Below are 19,128 nucleotides of genomic sequence, written 5' to 3'. Positions count from 1 at the left end.
TATCGCTTCCGTCACTTCTTTTGTGATTTCTAATTTTGTTGCTTCCATACTAATTTTTTTGTGCCAAATGTGTATGGAAGGCTTTTCATTACAAAGATGTTTTATTAATACTAGTTGATTATATGCTAAGTTATTTTCTATATAGGTCTAGCCCTCTTTTCCCATATAATCAATTAAATCGACGAATACTCGGTACAGACAATGCTATTCCAATTGTTAAAATTACTAAACTAGCTAGTGTTATAATAGTTATCTCGCCACCTATGACAGTAGCTAACCAGCCTACAACTACGTATCCTAATGGCAATAAAGCAAAAGAACCCAACATATCAAGGCTTGCCACTCTTCCGAATGCTTCTTCTGGTACAAGCTCCTGTAAACTCGTTTCCCAAATGAGTCCAAATATCATCATGCCAAATCCTTCAATTGCCATTAAGAATATTAAAGCGGGTGCCCAAGAAATGAATGGCATAATTAATAAAGCAATGCCACTCATTAAAACACCTCCATAAGCCAGTAATCCTCTCTTATGCCACAGCTCTTTCCCACCAAATATTAATGCGGCAATTACAGCCCCACCACCAGAAAAGGCCATGCCAAGTCCATACACGTAAGCTTCAAAATGATGATGAACATTAAATAACCATGGAATTAATACGACGATAATGCCGGCATAACAAATATTTATAAAAGAAAAAACTAAAATTGTAATCCACAGCCACGGATGACTTTTTAAAACTAAAACACCTTCCATAAACTCTTGTTTGTAATTAAGCTTACTCTTTTCAATGGGTTTTACTTTTTTAAACTTAATTTCTTTTAAAAATAATAAACATAAAAATGATAATAAGTACGTTGCTGCATCTAGTCCGAAACCTATCCCTGCAGATGCAACCGATACGATTAACCCACCAAGTGCTGGCCCAATTAATCGTATACCTTGATTACTCATTTGAGTGAGTGCGTTAGCTGCATTACGAATTTCAGGGACGAATACTTTCGCCCTTACAGCAGAATATGCTGGTTGGAATATCCCTTCCATAAGTCCGTATATGGCAACGAGAATATATAAAATCGTAATTGTTAATAAATCCATAAATATAAGCGATGCAAGTAATAGCATTAATATACAGCGGATTATATCCGTAAATAACATTAACCTAACCCGATCAATTCGGTCTACAATTAAACCCGCAAACGGTAAAGCAAGAATATTAGGTAGCATGTACATTGCCATCGTCATCCCCATTACAACTGTTGAACCAGTTAATGAATACACAACAACTGGAAGTATGACCATAGTTATCGAACTACCTAAGGCCGAGAGTAATTGTCCAATCCATAAAAACTTAAAGTGCGTTGATACTTTAACTGGTAATAATAATTTTCCAATATAACCTAAACTTTTCTCCTTTTGTATTTCTCCTTGCATGTCTCTCCCCTCTTTTCGAATGACTATAGAATTTATAATATATAACTGAAAATTTATAACATTCCATTTCTAATTATATAAGAAACAATTATGTTATGGTAAAATTATCAAAAAAATATAAAGGAGAATACATCATTATGCCTCCAAATTCACATAACATCGAACATCAGATCTATACAATGTGTATGATCCAACGTAACAATGAAATTTTACTCATAAAACGCCCCAGCCATCGAGGTTTCCCTGGCTACATCGCTCCTGGCGGCAAAGTAGATTTCCCCGAAAGTATCGTTCAAGCCGCTATAAGAGAAGTAAAAGAAGAAACTGGATTACTTGTTTCCAATTTAACTTTTAAAGGATTAGATGAATATGTCAATCCGAAAGGTAATGTTCGATATATGGTATTTAACTATTGGACAGACTCATTTGAAGGTGAACTTCTTTTGAATCCTCCTGAGGGTGAATTATTATGGATACCAATCAATACAGCACTAAAGCTACCTATGCAAACTTGGTTTAAAGAAAGATTCCCATTATTTTTTGAAACAGGCACTTTTGAAATTCAACGTGTTTGGGATAATGAGCTAAATAAACAAATTTCTATGACAATTACCCATACATAAAAAAGCTTGGAAACCCATCCAAGCCTTTCTTACTTCTGTGCAATTTTTTCAATCTTATAATGAATATGTAAAAATTCAAGTCCAAATAGCCACATGCTATGATGAGCTGTTAACATTTTATCCTTACCCTCTGTAATGATGAAAGTCTCTGCTAACGGTAAACGGATTGTTAAGAACCGAGTATGTAAATAAATCCCCTCATCTCCCTGGCCATTTTCTCTTAACTTACTAGTAATGATTAAATCATGATTATCATTATATAGTTTCAAAATACCAGTCATATTCGAATAAGGTAAAGGTAAGGCGATATTCATATATGTCTCATTCTTATTTGTATGCTTTGAATAAAGAGCTACAAAAATAGATTCACCTGCTTCATTTTTCCTTATCCAAGCCCTTACATTCTCTCTTCCATCTTTCTCATCTATTACACTAATGATAGAGCCATGCATCGTTTCCCAATTGCCGCCCATCCCTAAATGTATTTGTCCTACATGCTTGCTCATTTTCTCATAACAAAATGCAAATAGGCGGAACCAACGAGCCCATTTAATATTTGATTGCAACTCATACTCTGTTGTATTTTCATAAAAACGAATAATACTTAAAGGTACCTTCGTCACGTCAAATGACTCACTATGAAAATCAGTTATTTGATCAACTAAACCGTTGTATTCCTTACTGCCTACTAAATTGCCGCTATATAAAAAAGCCTCACCAATTGCCACACTTCCTCTTAATTTACTCATTGGTTTCCCATAGTATTTATAATTCGGAACACTCTTTTCGATCATCCAGCCGACAAATGCCGGTAACGCTACTCCAATTCCGTTGACAACACCGTGAATCCAAACCATTTGAGCAATTGTAATCGTCATTACATGCTTCAAATTTCCGTATGAATATATAAGTGAGGACATAATTGTAACCATGAGTGTACTAGACGAAACGATTAAAAGAATCTTTGCACTGATAGCATTAAATTTTGCTCTCCAAACGTAAAATCCATATCCATAAATGGCACATAAATATAGGAGCACTGCAAAAAATTCAAATATTCTCGAGTATGTAATTCCTATTGCAACTGTCATAGGTGAAATCATGATGATAAACATAATAGCATCATATACTTTACTTCTCTTTTCTCTTTTTCTCCCTATTAAACCAGCTGATAATGGCAATAGAAACGCCGAATAATGAAAATGCGCTGCTGTGAGTAAAACAATGTCAGAGCTAAAATGCATAATTGAAAGTTTTGCTACTGAAGCAAAAAACCAAAAACCACCTAAAAACAAATAAATAAACGCACTATCTATGGCGATTTCTTCTAACGGCTTCCATCCTCTTTCTAGCAATCTACTTACACCAAATAACGCAACAATTCCTGTATATACAAACCAAACTAGCGCAAATACATTGTAATTTGTGACGAAAGCTAGCATTGCACAAATTGCTGCGATTGGATATAAAAACGATACGAATTTATAAAATAATAAATACGATCCATCTCTTTTTCTTTTATCAATAATACAAAGTGACATTGGTATAAATAATAAAACAGACAATAATATAATTGCTTCAACAGGATTTATATTCGACCACTCATATATTAGAAAAACAACATAACAAGCAAGCCCAAATATTATATTTTTCATATCGTTTATTTCCTTTCCACAAATGTTCCCTTATATGAAAAAAGCGAGCCAATTAACGGGTTTCGTACTTGTACATGAATTCGAAAACACTGTAGTGTTGCATCATAACTTTCAACAATTTTTGCTTCACCATACAAAAATTTTGGTAACGGCATTTTTCTTCCAAACATATAAAACCATTGTTTCTTTGAAGAAATATGCATTGCCCCTAACTCATCGATATGAAAATGCAGTGTAGAAACGAGTAAATGTGGTTCGCCAAAATAATCTACAATTTCATTTTCGTTTCCATCCAATTGCATAACTGCGTTAAAATATCTTTTCTTATTTCACCTATTGATTCCCCTTCTCCAGCTATTTCAAACCCAAATCCAATCTTTGTTTTATACAAAAACTTCTGTGGTTCTCCTTCTTTTTTCTCTAAATACGAAATTTCAGTAAAGCGAGCATCCCACTCTGTATGTATATCTGGTTCTTGCGTATATCCCCATAATTTTCCCATCGTCGTGTTCATTTTTGTCGCAACATAAATAGGCTGTTTCCTTTTCATTCTCCCACCTCCTATGCACTATAAGTTTAATGTACATGCAATGAATTTATTTTGCTACATTTTTCACAAACTTCCTCAGAAAAAAGAAAGAATTTTTAAAATATATATAAAACACTTGATTCCCCGAAAAATTTAAATTATTATAAAACAAATGTTACCAACAACTTCATAAATCAAACACTCTCGCCTAAAACGTGAGATAGAGGTTGCGATACTTATGAGTATTCTAATGGAGACACAGAGATGTCTATGAACTTAGATGAAAGGAAGTATTGCCGAAATTGATAAGTTTCTCTGCATTTATCAATTGGGGCTGTTTTCGAATAGAAACAGAACTGTCATATGTACAGACGTGTACGTATGAAGAGCTATCTACAAAAAAGAGATATCATTTTTTATGATATTCCTTTTTTGGCGGTTTTTTTATTAGCTCCGTTTTCTGTTTCCCTTTTCCTGTAACAGCACCATCCTCACTTATTTGAGATGGTGTTTTTTGTTTGTCTTTCTGGTAACTACAGGAGTATTGGGATTTATATATTTCCTAATCTATTCTTAAAAATAGACGAAAGAAGGAATCTGTAATGGAAACAATTGTTCAAAAATTCGGTGGCACTTCTGTCGGAAGCGTCGAACGCATTCAACATGTAGCAAATTTAATTATTGAAGAATATGAACGAGGTCATAGCATTGTCTCTGTCGTTTCAGCAATGGGAAAAAGCACAGATGAACTTGTCGCACTCGCTAACGCTATCACAGAAAATCCAAGTAAACGTGAAATGGATATGCTTCTATCTACAGGAGAACAAGTAACTATTTCATTATTAACGATGGCACTGCAAGCAAAAGGCTATCATGCAATTTCATTAACAGGGTGGCAAGCTGGTATTACGACAGAATCTGTACATAGTAGTGCACGGATTACTGACATTCATACAGATCGTATTCAATCTTATCTTGCTGAAGGTACGATTGTTATTGTAGCTGGTTTCCAAGGAGTCAGTGAAGATTTTGAAATTACAACGCTTGGACGAGGCGGTTCTGATACAACTGCTGTCGCATTAGCTGCTGCACTAAACGCAAAAAAATGTGATATTTACACAGATGTGACCGGCGTATATACGACGGATCCACGAGTTGTAAAAGATGCTTATAAATTAGATGAAATTTCTTATGACGAAATGTTAGAACTTGCAAACCTCGGTGCTGGCGTATTACACCCGCGTGCTGTTGAGTTTGCTAAAAATCATAACGTAGTTTTAGAAGTTCGCTCAAGTATGGAACAAGAAAACGGAACAATTGTAAAAGGAGAATGTAACATGGAACAACAATCAATCGTTAAAGGTATTGCATTTGAAGATAATATTACACGCATCACAGTGAAAGGATTAGAACAAGGTTCACTTTCAACTGTTTTCTCTACATTAGCAGCGGCACATATTAATGTAGATATCATCATTCAAAGTATTACAAATGAAGGAACTGTTCATCTCTCCTTCTCCATTCACTCGAATGATTTAAGAGAAACATTAAAAGTATTGGAACAAAATCAAGAAACTCTTCACTACGAATCTGTAGAACATGAAAATCACTTAGCAAAAGTATCAATCGTAGGATCTGGCATGGTATCTAACCCAGGTGTCGCTGCAAATATGTTCACTACTTTAAAAGAAGAAGATATTCATATTAAAATGGTAAGTACATCAGAAATTAAAGTGTCTGTCGTTATTGACCGCCTTCATTTAGTAACAGGCGTTGAGGCGCTGCATCAATCATTTATGGCGAAAATTGAGCCTTTCGTGCAAATGAGCTAATTTGATATGTTTAGTAACGCTTATAAAAAAAACATATTAATCTACTTCCTTCCTATTAAATAAAAAGCTATTCGTTAACAAGATGCTATATGATATATTAAAAAACACCTTGTCACATTTTCCTATACTGTGACAAGGTGTTTTTGACTGAAAGGAATTTGTAACTACTTAGTAGTATAATTATGAGGATAATTAAATAATAAACTTTTATACATAAGGAGATAAGACTATGGCAAAAAACAAATTACTACGAATGGACAATGTCAGCATCGTTGTAGAATCCCTTGATAACGCAATCTCTTTCTTTGAGGAGATTGGCTTGAATCTCGAAGGTCGAGCAAATGTCGAAGGTGAATGGGCTGGTCGCGTAACTGGACTCGGTTCTCAGTGCGTAGAAATCGCTATGATGGTCACTCCAGATGGCCACAGCCGAATTGAACTTTCGCGATTTCTCACCCCTCCTACTATAGCAGATCACCGAACAGCTCCTGTAAACGCCCTCGGTTATCTACGCGTCATGTTCACTGTCGAGGATATTGACGAAATGGTATCCAGACTCACTAAGCATGGTGCAGAGCTCGTTGGCGAAGTAGTTCAGTACGAGAACTCGTATCGTCTCTGCTACATTCGTGGAGTCGAAGGAATTTTAATCGGTTTGGCGGAAGAACTCGGTAATAAATAAGCAAGTGAAGTTTTATAAAAAAGAGGGAATAGCTCTATATTTAAGCTATTCCCTTACTTCTATTAAAACAGATGAATGTTTTCTTTCTTGCAAGCTTCACGTAAATCGTCAGGCCATACAGAAGATTGAACTTCACCGATATGTGCTTTACGTAAGAAGTACATGCACATTCTTGATTGTCCAATGCCACCGCCGATTGTTAATGGTAGTACGTCTTCTAGTATACCTTTATGGAAATCATACTCACGTTTGAAGTCTTCACCAGTTTTCGTTAACTGCTCATCAAGTGATTTACTATCAACACGAATTCCCATTGATGATAACTCAAATGAAGATTGTAGTACTGGGTGCCAGAATAAAATGTCACCGTTTAATTTCCAATCGTCATAATCAGCTGCGCGTCCGTCATGCTTTTCACCTGAACGAAGTGCATCACCAATTCCGATAATGAAGACTGCACCGTGTTCTTTTGCAATTGCATGTTCACGATCTTTCGGTGTTAATTCTGGATATTTATCTTCTAATTCTTGAGAAGTAACGAAAACAATTTCTTCCGGTAAATACTTTCCAAGGAACGGATATTTTTCAAATAAGTGATCTTCTAAATCTTTGAATATTCCATAAATTGTTTGTACTGTTTTTTGTAAGTATTCAACAGTACGCCATTCTTTTTGAACGATTTTTTCCCAATCCCATTGGTCAACATAAATGGAATGCGTTGCATCAAGTTCTTCATCACGACGAATCGCGTTCATGTTTGTATATAAACCTTCACCAGCTTCATATCCGTATTCATGTAATGCAAATCGTTTCCATTTCGCTAGTGAATGAACAATTTCTAATTCTTCTCCTGAATGTAACATATCAAATTCAATTGGACGTTCTACACCGTTTAGGTGATCGTTTAATCCTGATTTTTTCGTTACGAATAATGGTGCAGATACGCGGAATAGTTCAAGGCGTTTTGCTAATTGGTCCTCGAAAAATGTTTTAACTTCCTTAATTGCAATTTGAGTCTCTCTTACTGTCATTAATGATTGATACATGGTGGTTTCCTCCTAAAATGTTTGGATGTTGTGAAAAGAAGCCAACAAAAAAAGCCCTTCTTTCCCAAAAAACTGGGACGAAAGGCTTTGGTTCCGCGGTACCACCCAAATTAGCAACAGAGGTTGCTCACTTATACAATACGGAGATGAAATATCTCGATACTGTTCTTCTTGTAACGGCGAAGTTCCCGGCTAAGTCTACTTTCCTATAAAGGATTTCGGTTAGCAACTCCAGGAGGTTCTTCATAATAGGCTTCGTATCAGGCTCACACCACCCCTGACTCGCTTAAACTACGTCCTACTACTACTCGTCCTTTCATAGTCGTTTTGTTGTCACATCTCTGAAACATTTTATTAATGATTATTCTATACAAAAAATAAAGAAAGTCAACAAAAAGTTTTAAAATATTTTTCAATTCTTTATTTTACGGCTTTATTGATTGTTGTTAATTTAACATCTTTACTTTTTCTGCCTCGTCAATCCAAAAAATGTTTCACTGACCGAAACTAACGTATACACAATAATTAATGTGATCGTTCGGAATATAGAATCCGCAGTATTTCTTATTATTTTCATTTTCTTTATAATTCCTTTCAGTTTACTTGCAATTTCATGATATACTATAGCATTCAAGCAGTTTGTTTTTACTTAAAACAAACATAGTCATTTATCCAGAATATTTTTCTAAAACATTGGCTATTATTAAATAAGATTTTTTATATAACGGAGTGATCATATGAGTAAAACGAAAGCAAAACCGAAAAAAGGTGTAGGACAAGGTACAGGAAGTAAAGGATGGAACCGTTGGCAATCAAGTGCAAAGAAAAAGGCAGCTGCCAAACCCTACAAAAGTAAAGGTACAAAGAAGTAATTTAAATAACATTTGATTTCTTTACTTTGTACAAAACAAAATATAATTATTACAACCAAAAAGCTATGCCCTCATAAATTTGAAGGCATAGCTTTTTTATATTAAATCATTAAAATATCTCGAATTTCTTCCTCTGTGATTGAGGACAATTTCTCTTCTCCCGGCTCAATCACTTCAGCGATTAAATTTTTCTTACTTTCTTGCAGTTCATGCATTTTCTCCTCAATTGTTCCCTGAGCTACTAGCTTTATAACTTGCACTGTATTTTTTTGTCCCATTCGATACGCCCTATCGGCCGCTTGTTGTTCAACAGCTGGATTCCACCATAAATCATATAATATTACTGTATCTGCACCAGTTAAATTAAGTCCGGTACCACCAGCTTTTAAAGAAATGAGAAATAGATCTCCTTCTCCTTCGTTAAACCGATCGCACAGCTCTACACGATCCTGCGCTGGTGTACTCCCGTCTAAATAAAAGTATGGAATTGCTTGTCGATTTAACTCACGACCAATAATGGAAAGCATCTTCGTAAATTGAGAAAAAATTAATATTCTCTTCCCTGTACTTCTACATTCCTCTAAAATCTCTAACAGTTGTTCAAATTTAGCTGAACTTCCTTTGTAATCATCAACAAATAAAGCAGGATGGCAACAAATTTGTCGCAATCTCGTTAAACCAGCTAAAATTCTAATTTTATTTTTACGTAACGTATCTTTGTCTAAATGCTTTAACGTTTCTTCCCTTAACTTCGCTAAATAAGCAGCATAAAGACTCTTTTGATCGGGTAATAACTCCGATGATTGTAAGTGCTCTATTTTCTCTGGCAACTCATTTAATACGTCCCCTTTTAATCGTCTTAATACGAATGGTTTCACTCGCTTCGCTATATCTTCACGCCTTAAATCACCGAACTCTTTTCTTCCTGGTAATAATTCTGGGAAGACGACATGGAAGATAGACCATAGCTCTTCTAATGAATTTTCTACAGGTGTACCCGTTAGCCCAAAACGGTATTCAGCTTGAATTGTTTTCACAGCTCTTGCCGTTTGCGTTGTAGGGTTTTTAAACGCCTGCGCTTCATCAAGGAATAGTGTATGAAATGGTCTTGCATACAATCTTATATCTCTTCTCAGTAATGGATATGACGTAATTACAACATCAAATTCCGTTATATCTTTCAAAATTTTCCGGCGCTCTGCTTGAATTCCATCTGCAATAACTGCTCTAATATGCGGGGCGAATTTTTTCAATTCACTAAACCAATTATAAACAAGAGATGATGGTGAAACGACTAATATTGGCAGTTTCTTTTCTCGAATCTCAGTCAAAACAGAATCTATAAAAGCAATGCTTTGCAACGTTTTTCCAAGTCCCATATCATCTGCTAAAATACCGCCAAAACGGTAATGAGCAAGTGTTTTCATCCATTCGAACCCATATACTTGATACTTTCTCATTTCTGCATTTAAAGTATTTGGCACAGCAAACTTTAATTTTTTCGGGTTTTGAATGTTTTCTACTAACTCTTGAACAGAATCATCCAAACTTAAAACATTGCCTTCATGAAGTCCGTTCATCCATTTTACACTCCGAATAAGCGGAACATTTACCTCTTCTCCATGTAAAAATTCTTTCCGAATACCTGATTCTTTTATAAACTGATTAATTTCATTAAACTCTTTACTCTCTAGCGATAAAAACGAACCATTCGCCAATCGATAATATTTACGTTTCTCTTCAAGGGCCGCTAATACACCTTTAATTTCTGCTTCTGGTATTCCTTTTATATCAAAACGAAATGACAACCAATCAATTCTTTCTTTCCTTCTCACTCTAATAAGAGGAACTGCATCCCCTTTACTAATTCGCAATTTGATTGCTGTTGTCGCATAAATATCAACTAAACCTTTTAATGTTGGCACAACGTGATATAAAAAGTTATACTCAGCTTCTTCATTATGCATAAAGTAACCGCCTTCTGTTTTTGCAAAAGCACTTTCACTCATAATGTCTAAAATCTCTTTTTCCTTTTTCTCATCACGATTAAAAACAGACGGCTGTCCATCCTCTTCTAGCGGATTAATCATGACGTTCCCATAGTGAAATTCAAGACCTGCTAATAAGCGATTTTTCACGCGGTCTAAATACAATTTCGCTTTTAGCGAAGGTGTTTCAACACGATCCGATATTACTTCATCAATGTGTACAGTTCCGAGCTTCATTAATCCTGGTACAACTTTCGCGACGAAATGTTCCATCTTACTTTCTGGAATATAAAACTGATTACTATTTGAGCGACTCATCATCTTTTGTAATTCAATAAGTCGCATACAATCTTCAATGTGTAAGTGATATAATTTCCCATCGTAAAGTGCATTGTTATACATATCCATAACTTGTACACGATTTAAACCCTCTATATGAAGTGTAAATCCGCCATTATTTCCCTTCGTAAATTCAAAGTGTAACGGCAACAACCCTTTTGAAACTTGTAATCCCTGAAACAGTTGTTCATTTTGTTTCAGCTGTACATATTCAGCTTTAGAAAGTGAAAAGAGCATATCTTTCCATGAAGCTGGTGGTATAAATATCATACTTTCATCTTGTTTCGCATGTACTTCTAGCGTATCTTCATACATTTTTTCGTTATGATACATTTTAATGAGCTGCTGAATAATCGCATCCGTTTCTTGTTTAAAACTATGTACATCTGGTGTATATGTAAATTCATTTGAACAATGAAAAGACTCTCTTTTCTCCACCTTAGAAAGAAATTCTCTAATATGATTTATGAAATACACTTTGGCAAGTTTCAATTGAATTCCAAGAAGAGCCCCACCACTTCTCGTAGCAACTGGTGTACATATAAACTCAATATCTAATATTTCACGTGTATCAAAACGGTGTTGTTTACTTTTTGGCCTCAGTGGTTTGTCTGCAAACAGCTGAAACATACCACTTGTCAATTGATCATTTCTGCTACTAGTGGAGCTCATTCCACCTGTTTGTTGATTATAGTTTATTTGTATTAATACTGCTGCAACATGTTGACAGTACGTTTGAAAAGACGCTAATGAAGGACAACTACATTTTGCAACAACATCACCCTTTTTGGCTTTTGCTACTGTAACATGGAAATCCTCGTTCCCTTTTACTGTCGCCTCACAAATTTCTTTATTTTCATCGTAATGATCTATTATCACTTTATTTGATTTATAATAGGCTTCACCTCTTTTATATGAGGTCTCTCCGCACACTTCTTTAATAATCGATTTATTCAATGTGAAACTCATCGCTTTGACACTTCCTTAATATAAAACCATTTTCTCTTACTTAACATTTTACATGCTCCACGAGAAAATATAAAATGTTGATTTAACAAAAGAAGATGCTTATTTATAAGCATCTTCTTCACTCTATCTCCATCAACCTCTTCGCCTCAAAATACAACACTTGAATAAACTTCTTCGTATTAATTCGCGTATGACCAGAAGATGCGAGTTCATCTTTCGTCATTTCTGTCATCCGTTTTCTAACTACGGTAAAATCGAAAAATTTTGGAGCATAGCTTTCAAATTTTGGATTTGAAAAGTCTGTTAATCCTAAAGAAGCCAAATGATTTAACGACTGATAAATAGCTCGACGTACTCTTTGTTCAGACGCTTTTTTCTCTTTATCAATATCCGCCTCTAAAGCTAGATCCCCTAATTTCCTTATCGTAATATGATGAAAAATTTCTTTTAACGCAGGAAAGCCAAACTCAAATGTCTGTGCCTTTTCTTGACCATATAAATATTCCAGCATACTAAGTAAATCTTTACTTCCATTCTCTCCCGCAATACCGAGTTCTGATAGTAAAAAGCGTCCTAAATCCCCTATCTTTTTTCCTTCTTGCACTGGTTCAGTACGCAATTGCGGCTTTTCCCACTGAAACACGTTATTCAATGATTTTTGAATATCATGTATAGAACGCTCCAATCTAATACGCTCCATCACTTTGCGTACAACAGATACAACTTCGATTTTGTTTAATGGTTTTGTAATATAATATTCTACACCAAGTGTATATGCCTCACCTATAAGCTGCTTCGATTCCACTTGAGAAATCATAATGATTTTCCCCGTGAAAGTTGACGCAATGTGACGAACTGTTTCAATTCCGTCCCTCATCGGCATCAACAAATCAATAAATAAAATATCTACTTTTTTAAAATTTAGTTGATCCGCTTCAATAAAAGCTCCGTCATCCGCCTCACCAATTACTTCTCCAAGATCTCCATCTTCAATAATTTGCGAAAGCATCGAACGGAAAACTTCATCATCGTCTACGATATAATAAAACAAATCTATTCCCCTTCCTGCTTTAAACTATCCTCTGGTAAACAAACGATAAACTTACATCCTCTTTTATTTTCTCGGTCTTCTAATTTCACTTCTCCGCCTAGCTCTGTTACCATTTCATTTATGTAAGAAAGCCCAATACCAGTTGACGGTGTTCCCGTTTGATCATACTTGGAAGTAAATCCTGGCTTAAATACTAATTTCTTATACTTTTGTGTAATACCAGGCCCATCGTCAATTACTTCAAAAAATATATGCTGATTTCTTTTATATAGCTTAATAATAACGAAACCTTTATCTTCAATTGCTTCAACTGCATTTGCAACTAAGTTATTAAAAATTGATAGCACTGTATACACGTGGTATGCAGCATGCTCACCTTCTATATGTTTAGAAAAACGTATATCCTTTTCTAGCATTTCAGCATACTTCTCGTTTATTCTAACAATCATCTCTGCTAACTCATGTCCTTCTACATATTCAGCCACATTTTTATCTAATAACAGTTTAGATAATCCTGCAAATATCCTTTGATTATCCTTTTTTATTTCATGCACTTCCCCCGCTATTTTCAATGCTGTTTTACTACTTGAATCAGCGCTTACTTGTAAATTTCGATATAGTTGATATGCTTCTTGTGTAATTAACTCCGCATTTTGTAACGTCTTTTTCAAATGAACAGATTCCACATATAAATTAGAAAGATGCATTAACATATTTTCATTTTCTTTTCGAACTTGCGATTCTTTTAATTTCGTTTCATATAAATTCATCATATTTAAAAAACCAAGTGCAAAGAAACTACGAAAAATAGCAATAATAATAAGTTTATTCACTTCAGAAATCGTTATTGTTGTACCTAGTACTAACATGTGATAAAACGCAAGTTCTGACATACTTGCAACAATTTCAATTGAAATTCCAAGGCATCCAATAATGATTGGTTTCTGATGGAACTTATTTACCCTACAAAGCGAAAAAAAACTGCCATAAATAAAATAATAGAAGAACACAGGATAACGCAAATAAAATGATTCTGTCATATGAAATGAACCTTGCATGATCCAGTCAAGACATACTCGGAATAAGACTACAGATATACCAACAAGAATACCTGCAACTCCTGCTGGTACTCTTCTTAAAAATAATAATAAAAAGAAGAATAGCGGTGTACCGAAGCTAACTCGAAACGTATCATTAAAGGGATGAAAGTTCAGCTCCCCAGCAATCGGAACAACGACCATTAATATAATTAAAAGGGACATATCTTTCTTCCATAATTGATTCCAATTCAAAGGTGACACTTCCTATACTTTTTTTCAGTAGTAAAAGTGAAAGCCCGCTTATTGTTATAAACGGGCTTTTTTTCTATATTCTAACCTTTTCTACCGCTTTTATTTGGCGATACTCTGGCTTCCACATTGCTTCTTGCACTGCCATCTTGATATCGTTATCACTTAAGTTCACTCTTGCAACACCTTCTGCAACTGCAACTTTCGCTACTTCAATTGCAACCATTTCTGAGATATTACGTAATTCTTCGACCTCTGGTAAAATAGGTGCTCCTGGCTGACTTGTATCTACCATACTTGCAACTGCTTCAGCAGCCGCTGCGAACATTCCATCCGTCATGACGCTTGCTCGTACTACAATTGTTCCAAGACCAAGCCCTGGGAAAATAAGTGCATTATTTGATTGTCCAATCACATACGTTACACCGTTATATGTAACTGGTTCAAATGGACTTCCTGTTGCAACTAACGCTCTTCCTTCTGTCCACTCGATTAAATCTGTTGGTTTTGCTTCAGCAAGTGGCGTTGGATTCGACATTGGTAAAATGATTGGTCTTTCTACGTGAGAAGCCATTTCTTTAATAATCTCTTCTTTAAATGCACCTGCAACAGTAGATGTACCAATTAAAATTGTCGGTTTTACATGTTTCACAACTTCAGCAAGTCCGATCACATCATTTTCTTTCCACTCACTTACTTCTGCTTCTTTTCTTGCGTACGGAATTTGGAAATCAAGAAGATCTTCCATATTATCTGTAACTAACCCGTTACGATCAATACACCAGAAACGCTTATATGATTCTTCTTCAGATACGCCTACGCGGACCATCGCATCTCTAACTTGATCTGCGATACCGATTCCAGCCGTACCAGCACCAAATACAACAACGCGGTGTTCACTTAGCGGTACACCAGAAGCTTTCACTGCCGATAATACTGCCGCAAGTGAAACTGCACCTGTACCTTGAATATCATCATTAAATGTACAAACATCATGACGATATTTATCTAAAATTTTTCGTGCGTTACGAGAGCTAAAGTCTTCCCAATGTAAAAGTGCTTTCGGGAATTGTTTGTTTACCGCTTGTACAAACGTATCAATAAATTCATCGTAAGCTTCACCTGTTATACGAGGGTGACGATTTCCAATATAAAATGGATTGTTTAATAGCTCCTCACGGTTTGTACCTACATCTAAAATTACTGGTAATACACGACTAGGATCGATTCCAACTGCAGCAGTGTAAACAGCTAATTTTCCGATTGCGATGTTAATACCACCAACGCCCCAGTCACCAATTCCTAATATGCCTTCTCCATCTGTTACAACGACTAAATCAATGTTCTCAGCTGTTGCACCGATATTGGTAAATGCTTCTTCGATACCTGATGAATCGTTAATTGATAAATAAACGCCACGTGGTTTACGATATTCATGACTATATCTTTGAATTGCTACACCGACAGTTGGTGTATATACAATCGGTAACATTTCACGTAAATGATCTGTTAATATACGATAAAATAATACTTCATTTCGATCATGTAACGCAGTTAAGTATACATTCTTTAATAAATCATCCGGCTGAGAACTAAATTGTTCGTATGCTCGGCGTGCCTGTTCTTCTAACGTTAAAACCGCTGGCGGTAATAACCCTTTTAAACCTAACTCTTCTCTTTCATTTTGTGTGAAAGCTACCCCTTTATTTAAAAGTGGTGTTGATAATACTTCTGCTCCTCTTAATGTTGTTTCTAATGCACCATTAGAAGCTACTGTAAACTTGCTCATAACATCCCTACCTCTATTCATATATAGCATTTCTATATTGTAAACAAAGAAGAGGGGCTTGTCCCCCCTCTTCTTTTAATTTTTCTTTAAAAGAGTTGCTCCTGCAATCCCTGGGTGTGTCATTTCGAATGGATCTAGAATTAATTCTAAGTCTTCTTGTGACAGTACACCATTTTTCACACAAAGTTCTCGAACGGATTGCCCTGTCGCGATTGCTTCTTTCGCAACGCGAGCTGCTGCTTCATAACCGATATGAGGGTTCACGGCTGTAATAATTCCTACACTCTTCTCAACATACTCTTTTAAGCGATCTTCATTCGCTTCAATTCCTTTTAAGCAATTATCTGTAAAGGCACGGAAACCGTTATTCATAATGCTAATTGATTGAAGTAAGTTGAAAACAAGTACTGGTTCCATAACGTTTAATTCTAATTGTCCTGCTTCTGAAGCAAGGCAAATTGTATGGTCGTTACCAATGACTTGGAACGCAATTTGATTAATTACTTCTGGCATAACAGGATTTACTTTCCCTGGCATAATAGATGAACCTGGTTGACGAGCTGGTAGCATAATTTCCGCTAAACCAACGCGTGGACCTGATGCCATTAAGCGAAGGTCATTCGCAATTTTAGACATATTCATCATACATACTTTAAGTGCTGCTGATACTTCTGTGTATGCATCCGTATTTTGCGTTGCATCTACTAAGTCTTCTGCACCAACAAGTGGCAGTTCACTAATTGCAGCTAAATGTTTTACAACCGCTTCAATATATTCTGGATCTGCATTTAAGCCTGTACCAACTGCAGTTGCTCCCATGTTCACTTCATATAAGTGTTGACGTGATTGCTGAATTCGTTTCATATCACGTTCAAGCACACGAGAGTATGCTTTAAATTCTTGCCCAAGACGAATTGGCACAGCGTCTTGTAAATGTGTACGACCCATTTTAATTACATGATCGAACTGTTCTGCTTTTAATTCAAATACATCGTGCATATAGCCCATCGTTTGTAATAAACCTTCTAATGCGTTTAATGTAGCGATATGAATCGCCGTTGGGAATGCATCGTTTGTGGATTGCGCCATGTTTACATGACTATTTGGACTAATATAGTGATAGTCTCCCTTTTCCATTCCTAATAATTCAAGAGCACGATTGGCAATGACTTCATTTGCATTCATGTTCATTGAAGTACCTGCTCCGCCCTGAATTGGATCTACGATGAAATGATCATGCCATTTTCCATCAAGAATTTCTTGAGCAGCCTCTGCGATCGCACCACCCTTGTTCAATTCCAATCTTCCTACATCTGTATTAGCAAGCGCTGCTGCTTTTTTTACAATTGCGAACGCTCTAATTAAGCCTTCATGGATTTTGTATCCTGTAATCGGGAAGTTTTCAACTGCACGCATTGTTTGTACGCCGTAGTATGCATAGTTTGGTACTTCTTTTTCACCTAAAAAATCTTTTTCAATTCGAACACCATTTTTAACTTCAGTTAATGTTGCCATGATTATTCACTCCTTAACGATTTCTTATGCTGCTTTTGTTTCTTTGACTGTTTCTACATATTGTTTTGCTTTCTCATTATCGAATTCGCCTTCCCACTTCGACATAACAATGGCCGCTAATGCATTTCCTAATACATTGACAGATGAGCGAATCATATCTAAAATGCGGTCAATTCCCGCAATTAACGCGATACCTTCTAGTGGTAACCCCATCGAACCTAACGTTGCTAATACAACAACGAACGATGCACCTGGAACTCCCGCCATACCTTTGGATGTTAACATGAGAACGAATAATAACGTTATTTGCTCCGTTAGTGACATGTGCACACCGTACATTTGTGCAACAAACAATGCCGCTAACGCTTGATAAATAGCCGATCCAGTCAAGTTAAATGTATAACCTGTCGGAATTACGAAAGAGGCAACTGCCTTTGGACAACCGAACTCTTCCATTTTTCTCATTATATTAGGTAAAACAGCTTCTGAACTTGCTGTCGTAAACGAAAGAATCAATTCTTCTTTTAAAATTTTCATTAATGTAAAAATGTTTACTCCAACCATTCGTGCATTAATACCTAATACAATCACAACGAATAGTATAACAGTTACGTATACAGCTAGCACTAGTTTTCCTAGCGGAAGTAATGTCGCTACACCAAATTTTGCAACCGTAACGGCAATTAATGCGAATACACCAAATGGTGCAAATTTCATAACTTGATTTGTAACCCAAAACATGGCTTCGAGTACGCCTTCAAAAAAGTTAAAAACAGGCTTTCCTTTTTCCCCAATTGCCGCAACTCCTAAGCCGAACAATACTGAGAAGAATATAATCGGTAATAGGTCACCTTGTGCAATCGATTCAAATACGTTTTTCGGTACAATGTGAACAATTGTCTCAGCAAAACCTTTCTTCTCTGTTGCATCTGCAGTTTGTTTATAAGAAGAAATATCACTTTGCTGTAAATTACTCATATCAACACCAGTACCTGGTTGGAATATATTCGCTGCAAGTAATCCCATTAAAATAGCAATCGTCGTAATAATTTCGAAATAAAGAATTGTCTTACCACCCAGTTTCCCAAGCTTCTTCATATCTCCTACACCAGCTACTGCAACAATTAATGCTGAAATAACAATTGGTACTACAATCATCTTAATTAAGTGAATAAACATATCCCCAATTGGTGTGATATAAGAAATCGCCGTTTTATTGCCATAAAAGACTGCCCCTACTACAATCCCTAAAACAAGCGCGACAAAAATTTGTGTTGCCAATCCGAATTTTTTCATTTATGTTCATCCCCTTCATGCGAACGCTTTCAATTTGAATTTATAAAAGCTACTCACACATCTTATAAGCGAACCTACAAAATCATACAAAAACCTACAAGTTCGTCACAAAAAATTCAAATATTTTTCTTCTTTTTTTTCATTGACACCATTTTGTTAAAAAACGATAAAATAAACTTGATAAGTAATCAGATTGTTTCGTATAATCAAAAAGATATATA

General features: G+C 35.7%; 13 protein-coding genes, 2 pseudogenes, 1 riboswitch and 1 other annotated feature. Of the genes and pseudogenes, 4 read left to right on the top strand and 11 right to left on the bottom strand.

Annotated features, from left to right (window positions below):
* Positions 1-169 precede the first annotated feature (169 nt).
* Positions 170-1,432 (bottom strand): MFS transporter, encoded by a 1,263-nt coding sequence (locus ACTFN4_RS09770; protein WP_001161164.1) that lies wholly within the window; start codon positions 1,430-1,432, stop codon positions 170-172.
* A gap of 137 nt (positions 1,433-1,569) precedes the next feature.
* Here ACTFN4_RS09770 and ACTFN4_RS09765 point away from each other — a divergent pair, with 137 nt between their 5' ends.
* A complete protein-coding gene (locus ACTFN4_RS09765) occupies positions 1,570-2,055 on the top strand; it encodes an 8-oxo-dGTP diphosphatase (protein ID WP_001134945.1) in 486 nt (161 codons plus the stop codon).
* Positions 2,056-2,084: 29 nt separating this feature from the next.
* Here the strand turns inward: ACTFN4_RS09765 and ACTFN4_RS09760 are convergent, their stop codons facing one another.
* From ACTFN4_RS09760 to ACTFN4_RS09750, 3 genes and pseudogenes are all read right to left on the bottom strand, one after another.
* Positions 2,085-3,710: a YndJ family protein gene (locus ACTFN4_RS09760; RefSeq protein ID WP_439962246.1), complete on the bottom strand. Its 1,626-nt coding sequence runs from the start codon at positions 3,708-3,710 to the stop codon at positions 2,085-2,087.
* A 5-nt stretch (positions 3,711-3,715) separates the two neighbouring features.
* Positions 3,716-4,039, bottom strand: a pseudogene (locus ACTFN4_RS09755) (DUF4166 domain-containing protein); the annotation flags it as partial.
* Positions 3,982-4,260: pseudogene (locus ACTFN4_RS09750) on the bottom strand (hypothetical protein); the annotation flags it as partial. The pseudogenes ACTFN4_RS09755 and ACTFN4_RS09750, both read right to left, overlap by 58 nt.
* Positions 4,261-4,452: 192 nt before the next feature.
* Positions 4,453-4,639: riboswitch (Lysine riboswitch) on the top strand.
* Between the two features lie 202 nt (positions 4,640-4,841).
* Here ACTFN4_RS09750 and ACTFN4_RS09745 point away from each other — a divergent pair.
* Entirely contained in the window at positions 4,842-6,071 is a 1,230-nt protein-coding gene (locus ACTFN4_RS09745) for an aspartate kinase (protein WP_439962245.1), read from the top strand.
* 229 nt (positions 6,072-6,300) lie between these two features.
* On the top strand, positions 6,301-6,753 hold the full coding sequence (locus tag ACTFN4_RS09740; protein WP_001107259.1) for a VOC family protein: 453 nt from the start codon (positions 6,301-6,303) through the stop codon (positions 6,751-6,753).
* Positions 6,754-6,815: 62 nt separating this feature from the next.
* Here ACTFN4_RS09740 and asnA read toward each other — a convergent pair whose 3' ends face one another.
* Positions 6,816-7,799 carry an aspartate--ammonia ligase gene (gene asnA, locus ACTFN4_RS09735; protein WP_000284917.1) on the bottom strand — a complete coding sequence of 328 codons (984 nt, stop codon included), beginning with the start codon at positions 7,797-7,799 and terminating at the stop codon, positions 6,816-6,818.
* A gap of 70 nt (positions 7,800-7,869) precedes the next feature.
* Positions 7,870-8,128 (bottom strand) — a binding site (T-box leader).
* Positions 8,129-8,536: 408 nt separating this feature from the next.
* Here asnA and ACTFN4_RS09730 point away from each other — a divergent pair.
* Positions 8,537-8,671: a DUF3934 domain-containing protein gene (locus tag ACTFN4_RS09730; protein ID WP_000047588.1), complete on the top strand. Its 135-nt coding sequence runs from the start codon at positions 8,537-8,539 to the stop codon at positions 8,669-8,671.
* Positions 8,672-8,772: 101 nt separating this feature from the next.
* Here the strand turns inward: ACTFN4_RS09730 and ACTFN4_RS09725 are convergent, their stop codons facing one another.
* The 6 genes from ACTFN4_RS09725 to ACTFN4_RS09700 form a co-directional block, all read right to left on the bottom strand.
* Positions 8,773-11,967 carry a DEAD/DEAH box helicase gene (locus ACTFN4_RS09725; RefSeq protein ID WP_000011041.1) on the bottom strand — a complete coding sequence of 1,065 codons (3,195 nt, stop codon included), beginning with the start codon at positions 11,965-11,967 and terminating at the stop codon, positions 8,773-8,775.
* A 118-nt stretch (positions 11,968-12,085) separates the two neighbouring features.
* A complete protein-coding gene (locus ACTFN4_RS09720) occupies positions 12,086-13,018 on the bottom strand; it encodes a response regulator (RefSeq protein ID WP_000500302.1) in 933 nt (310 codons plus the stop codon).
* A gap of 2 nt (positions 13,019-13,020) precedes the next feature.
* Entirely contained in the window at positions 13,021-14,319 is a 1,299-nt protein-coding gene (locus tag ACTFN4_RS09715; protein ID WP_002023846.1) for a sensor histidine kinase, read from the bottom strand.
* Between the two features lie 64 nt (positions 14,320-14,383).
* Positions 14,384-16,096, bottom strand: coding sequence for an oxaloacetate-decarboxylating malate dehydrogenase (gene malS / locus ACTFN4_RS09710; protein WP_439962244.1), 1,713 nt, complete (start codon positions 16,094-16,096; stop codon positions 14,384-14,386).
* A gap of 75 nt (positions 16,097-16,171) precedes the next feature.
* Complete coding sequence (gene aspA / locus ACTFN4_RS09705; RefSeq protein WP_000224194.1) at positions 16,172-17,611, bottom strand: aspartate ammonia-lyase; 1,440 nt, start codon at positions 17,609-17,611, stop codon at positions 16,172-16,174.
* Between the two features lie 24 nt (positions 17,612-17,635).
* On the bottom strand, positions 17,636-18,907 hold the full coding sequence (locus ACTFN4_RS09700) for a cation:dicarboxylate symporter family transporter (RefSeq protein WP_439962243.1): 1,272 nt from the start codon (positions 18,905-18,907) through the stop codon (positions 17,636-17,638).
* Between the last annotated feature and the right edge of the window lie 221 nt (positions 18,908-19,128).

It is taken from the genome of Bacillus cereus group sp. MYBK95-2, assembly GCF_051915225.1.
GTDB lineage: Bacteria > Bacillota > Bacilli > Bacillales > Bacillaceae_G > Bacillus_A > Bacillus_A cereus.
Note: the sequence above shows the minus strand (reverse complement) of the source record. Positions and strands in the feature narration are given on the sequence as shown.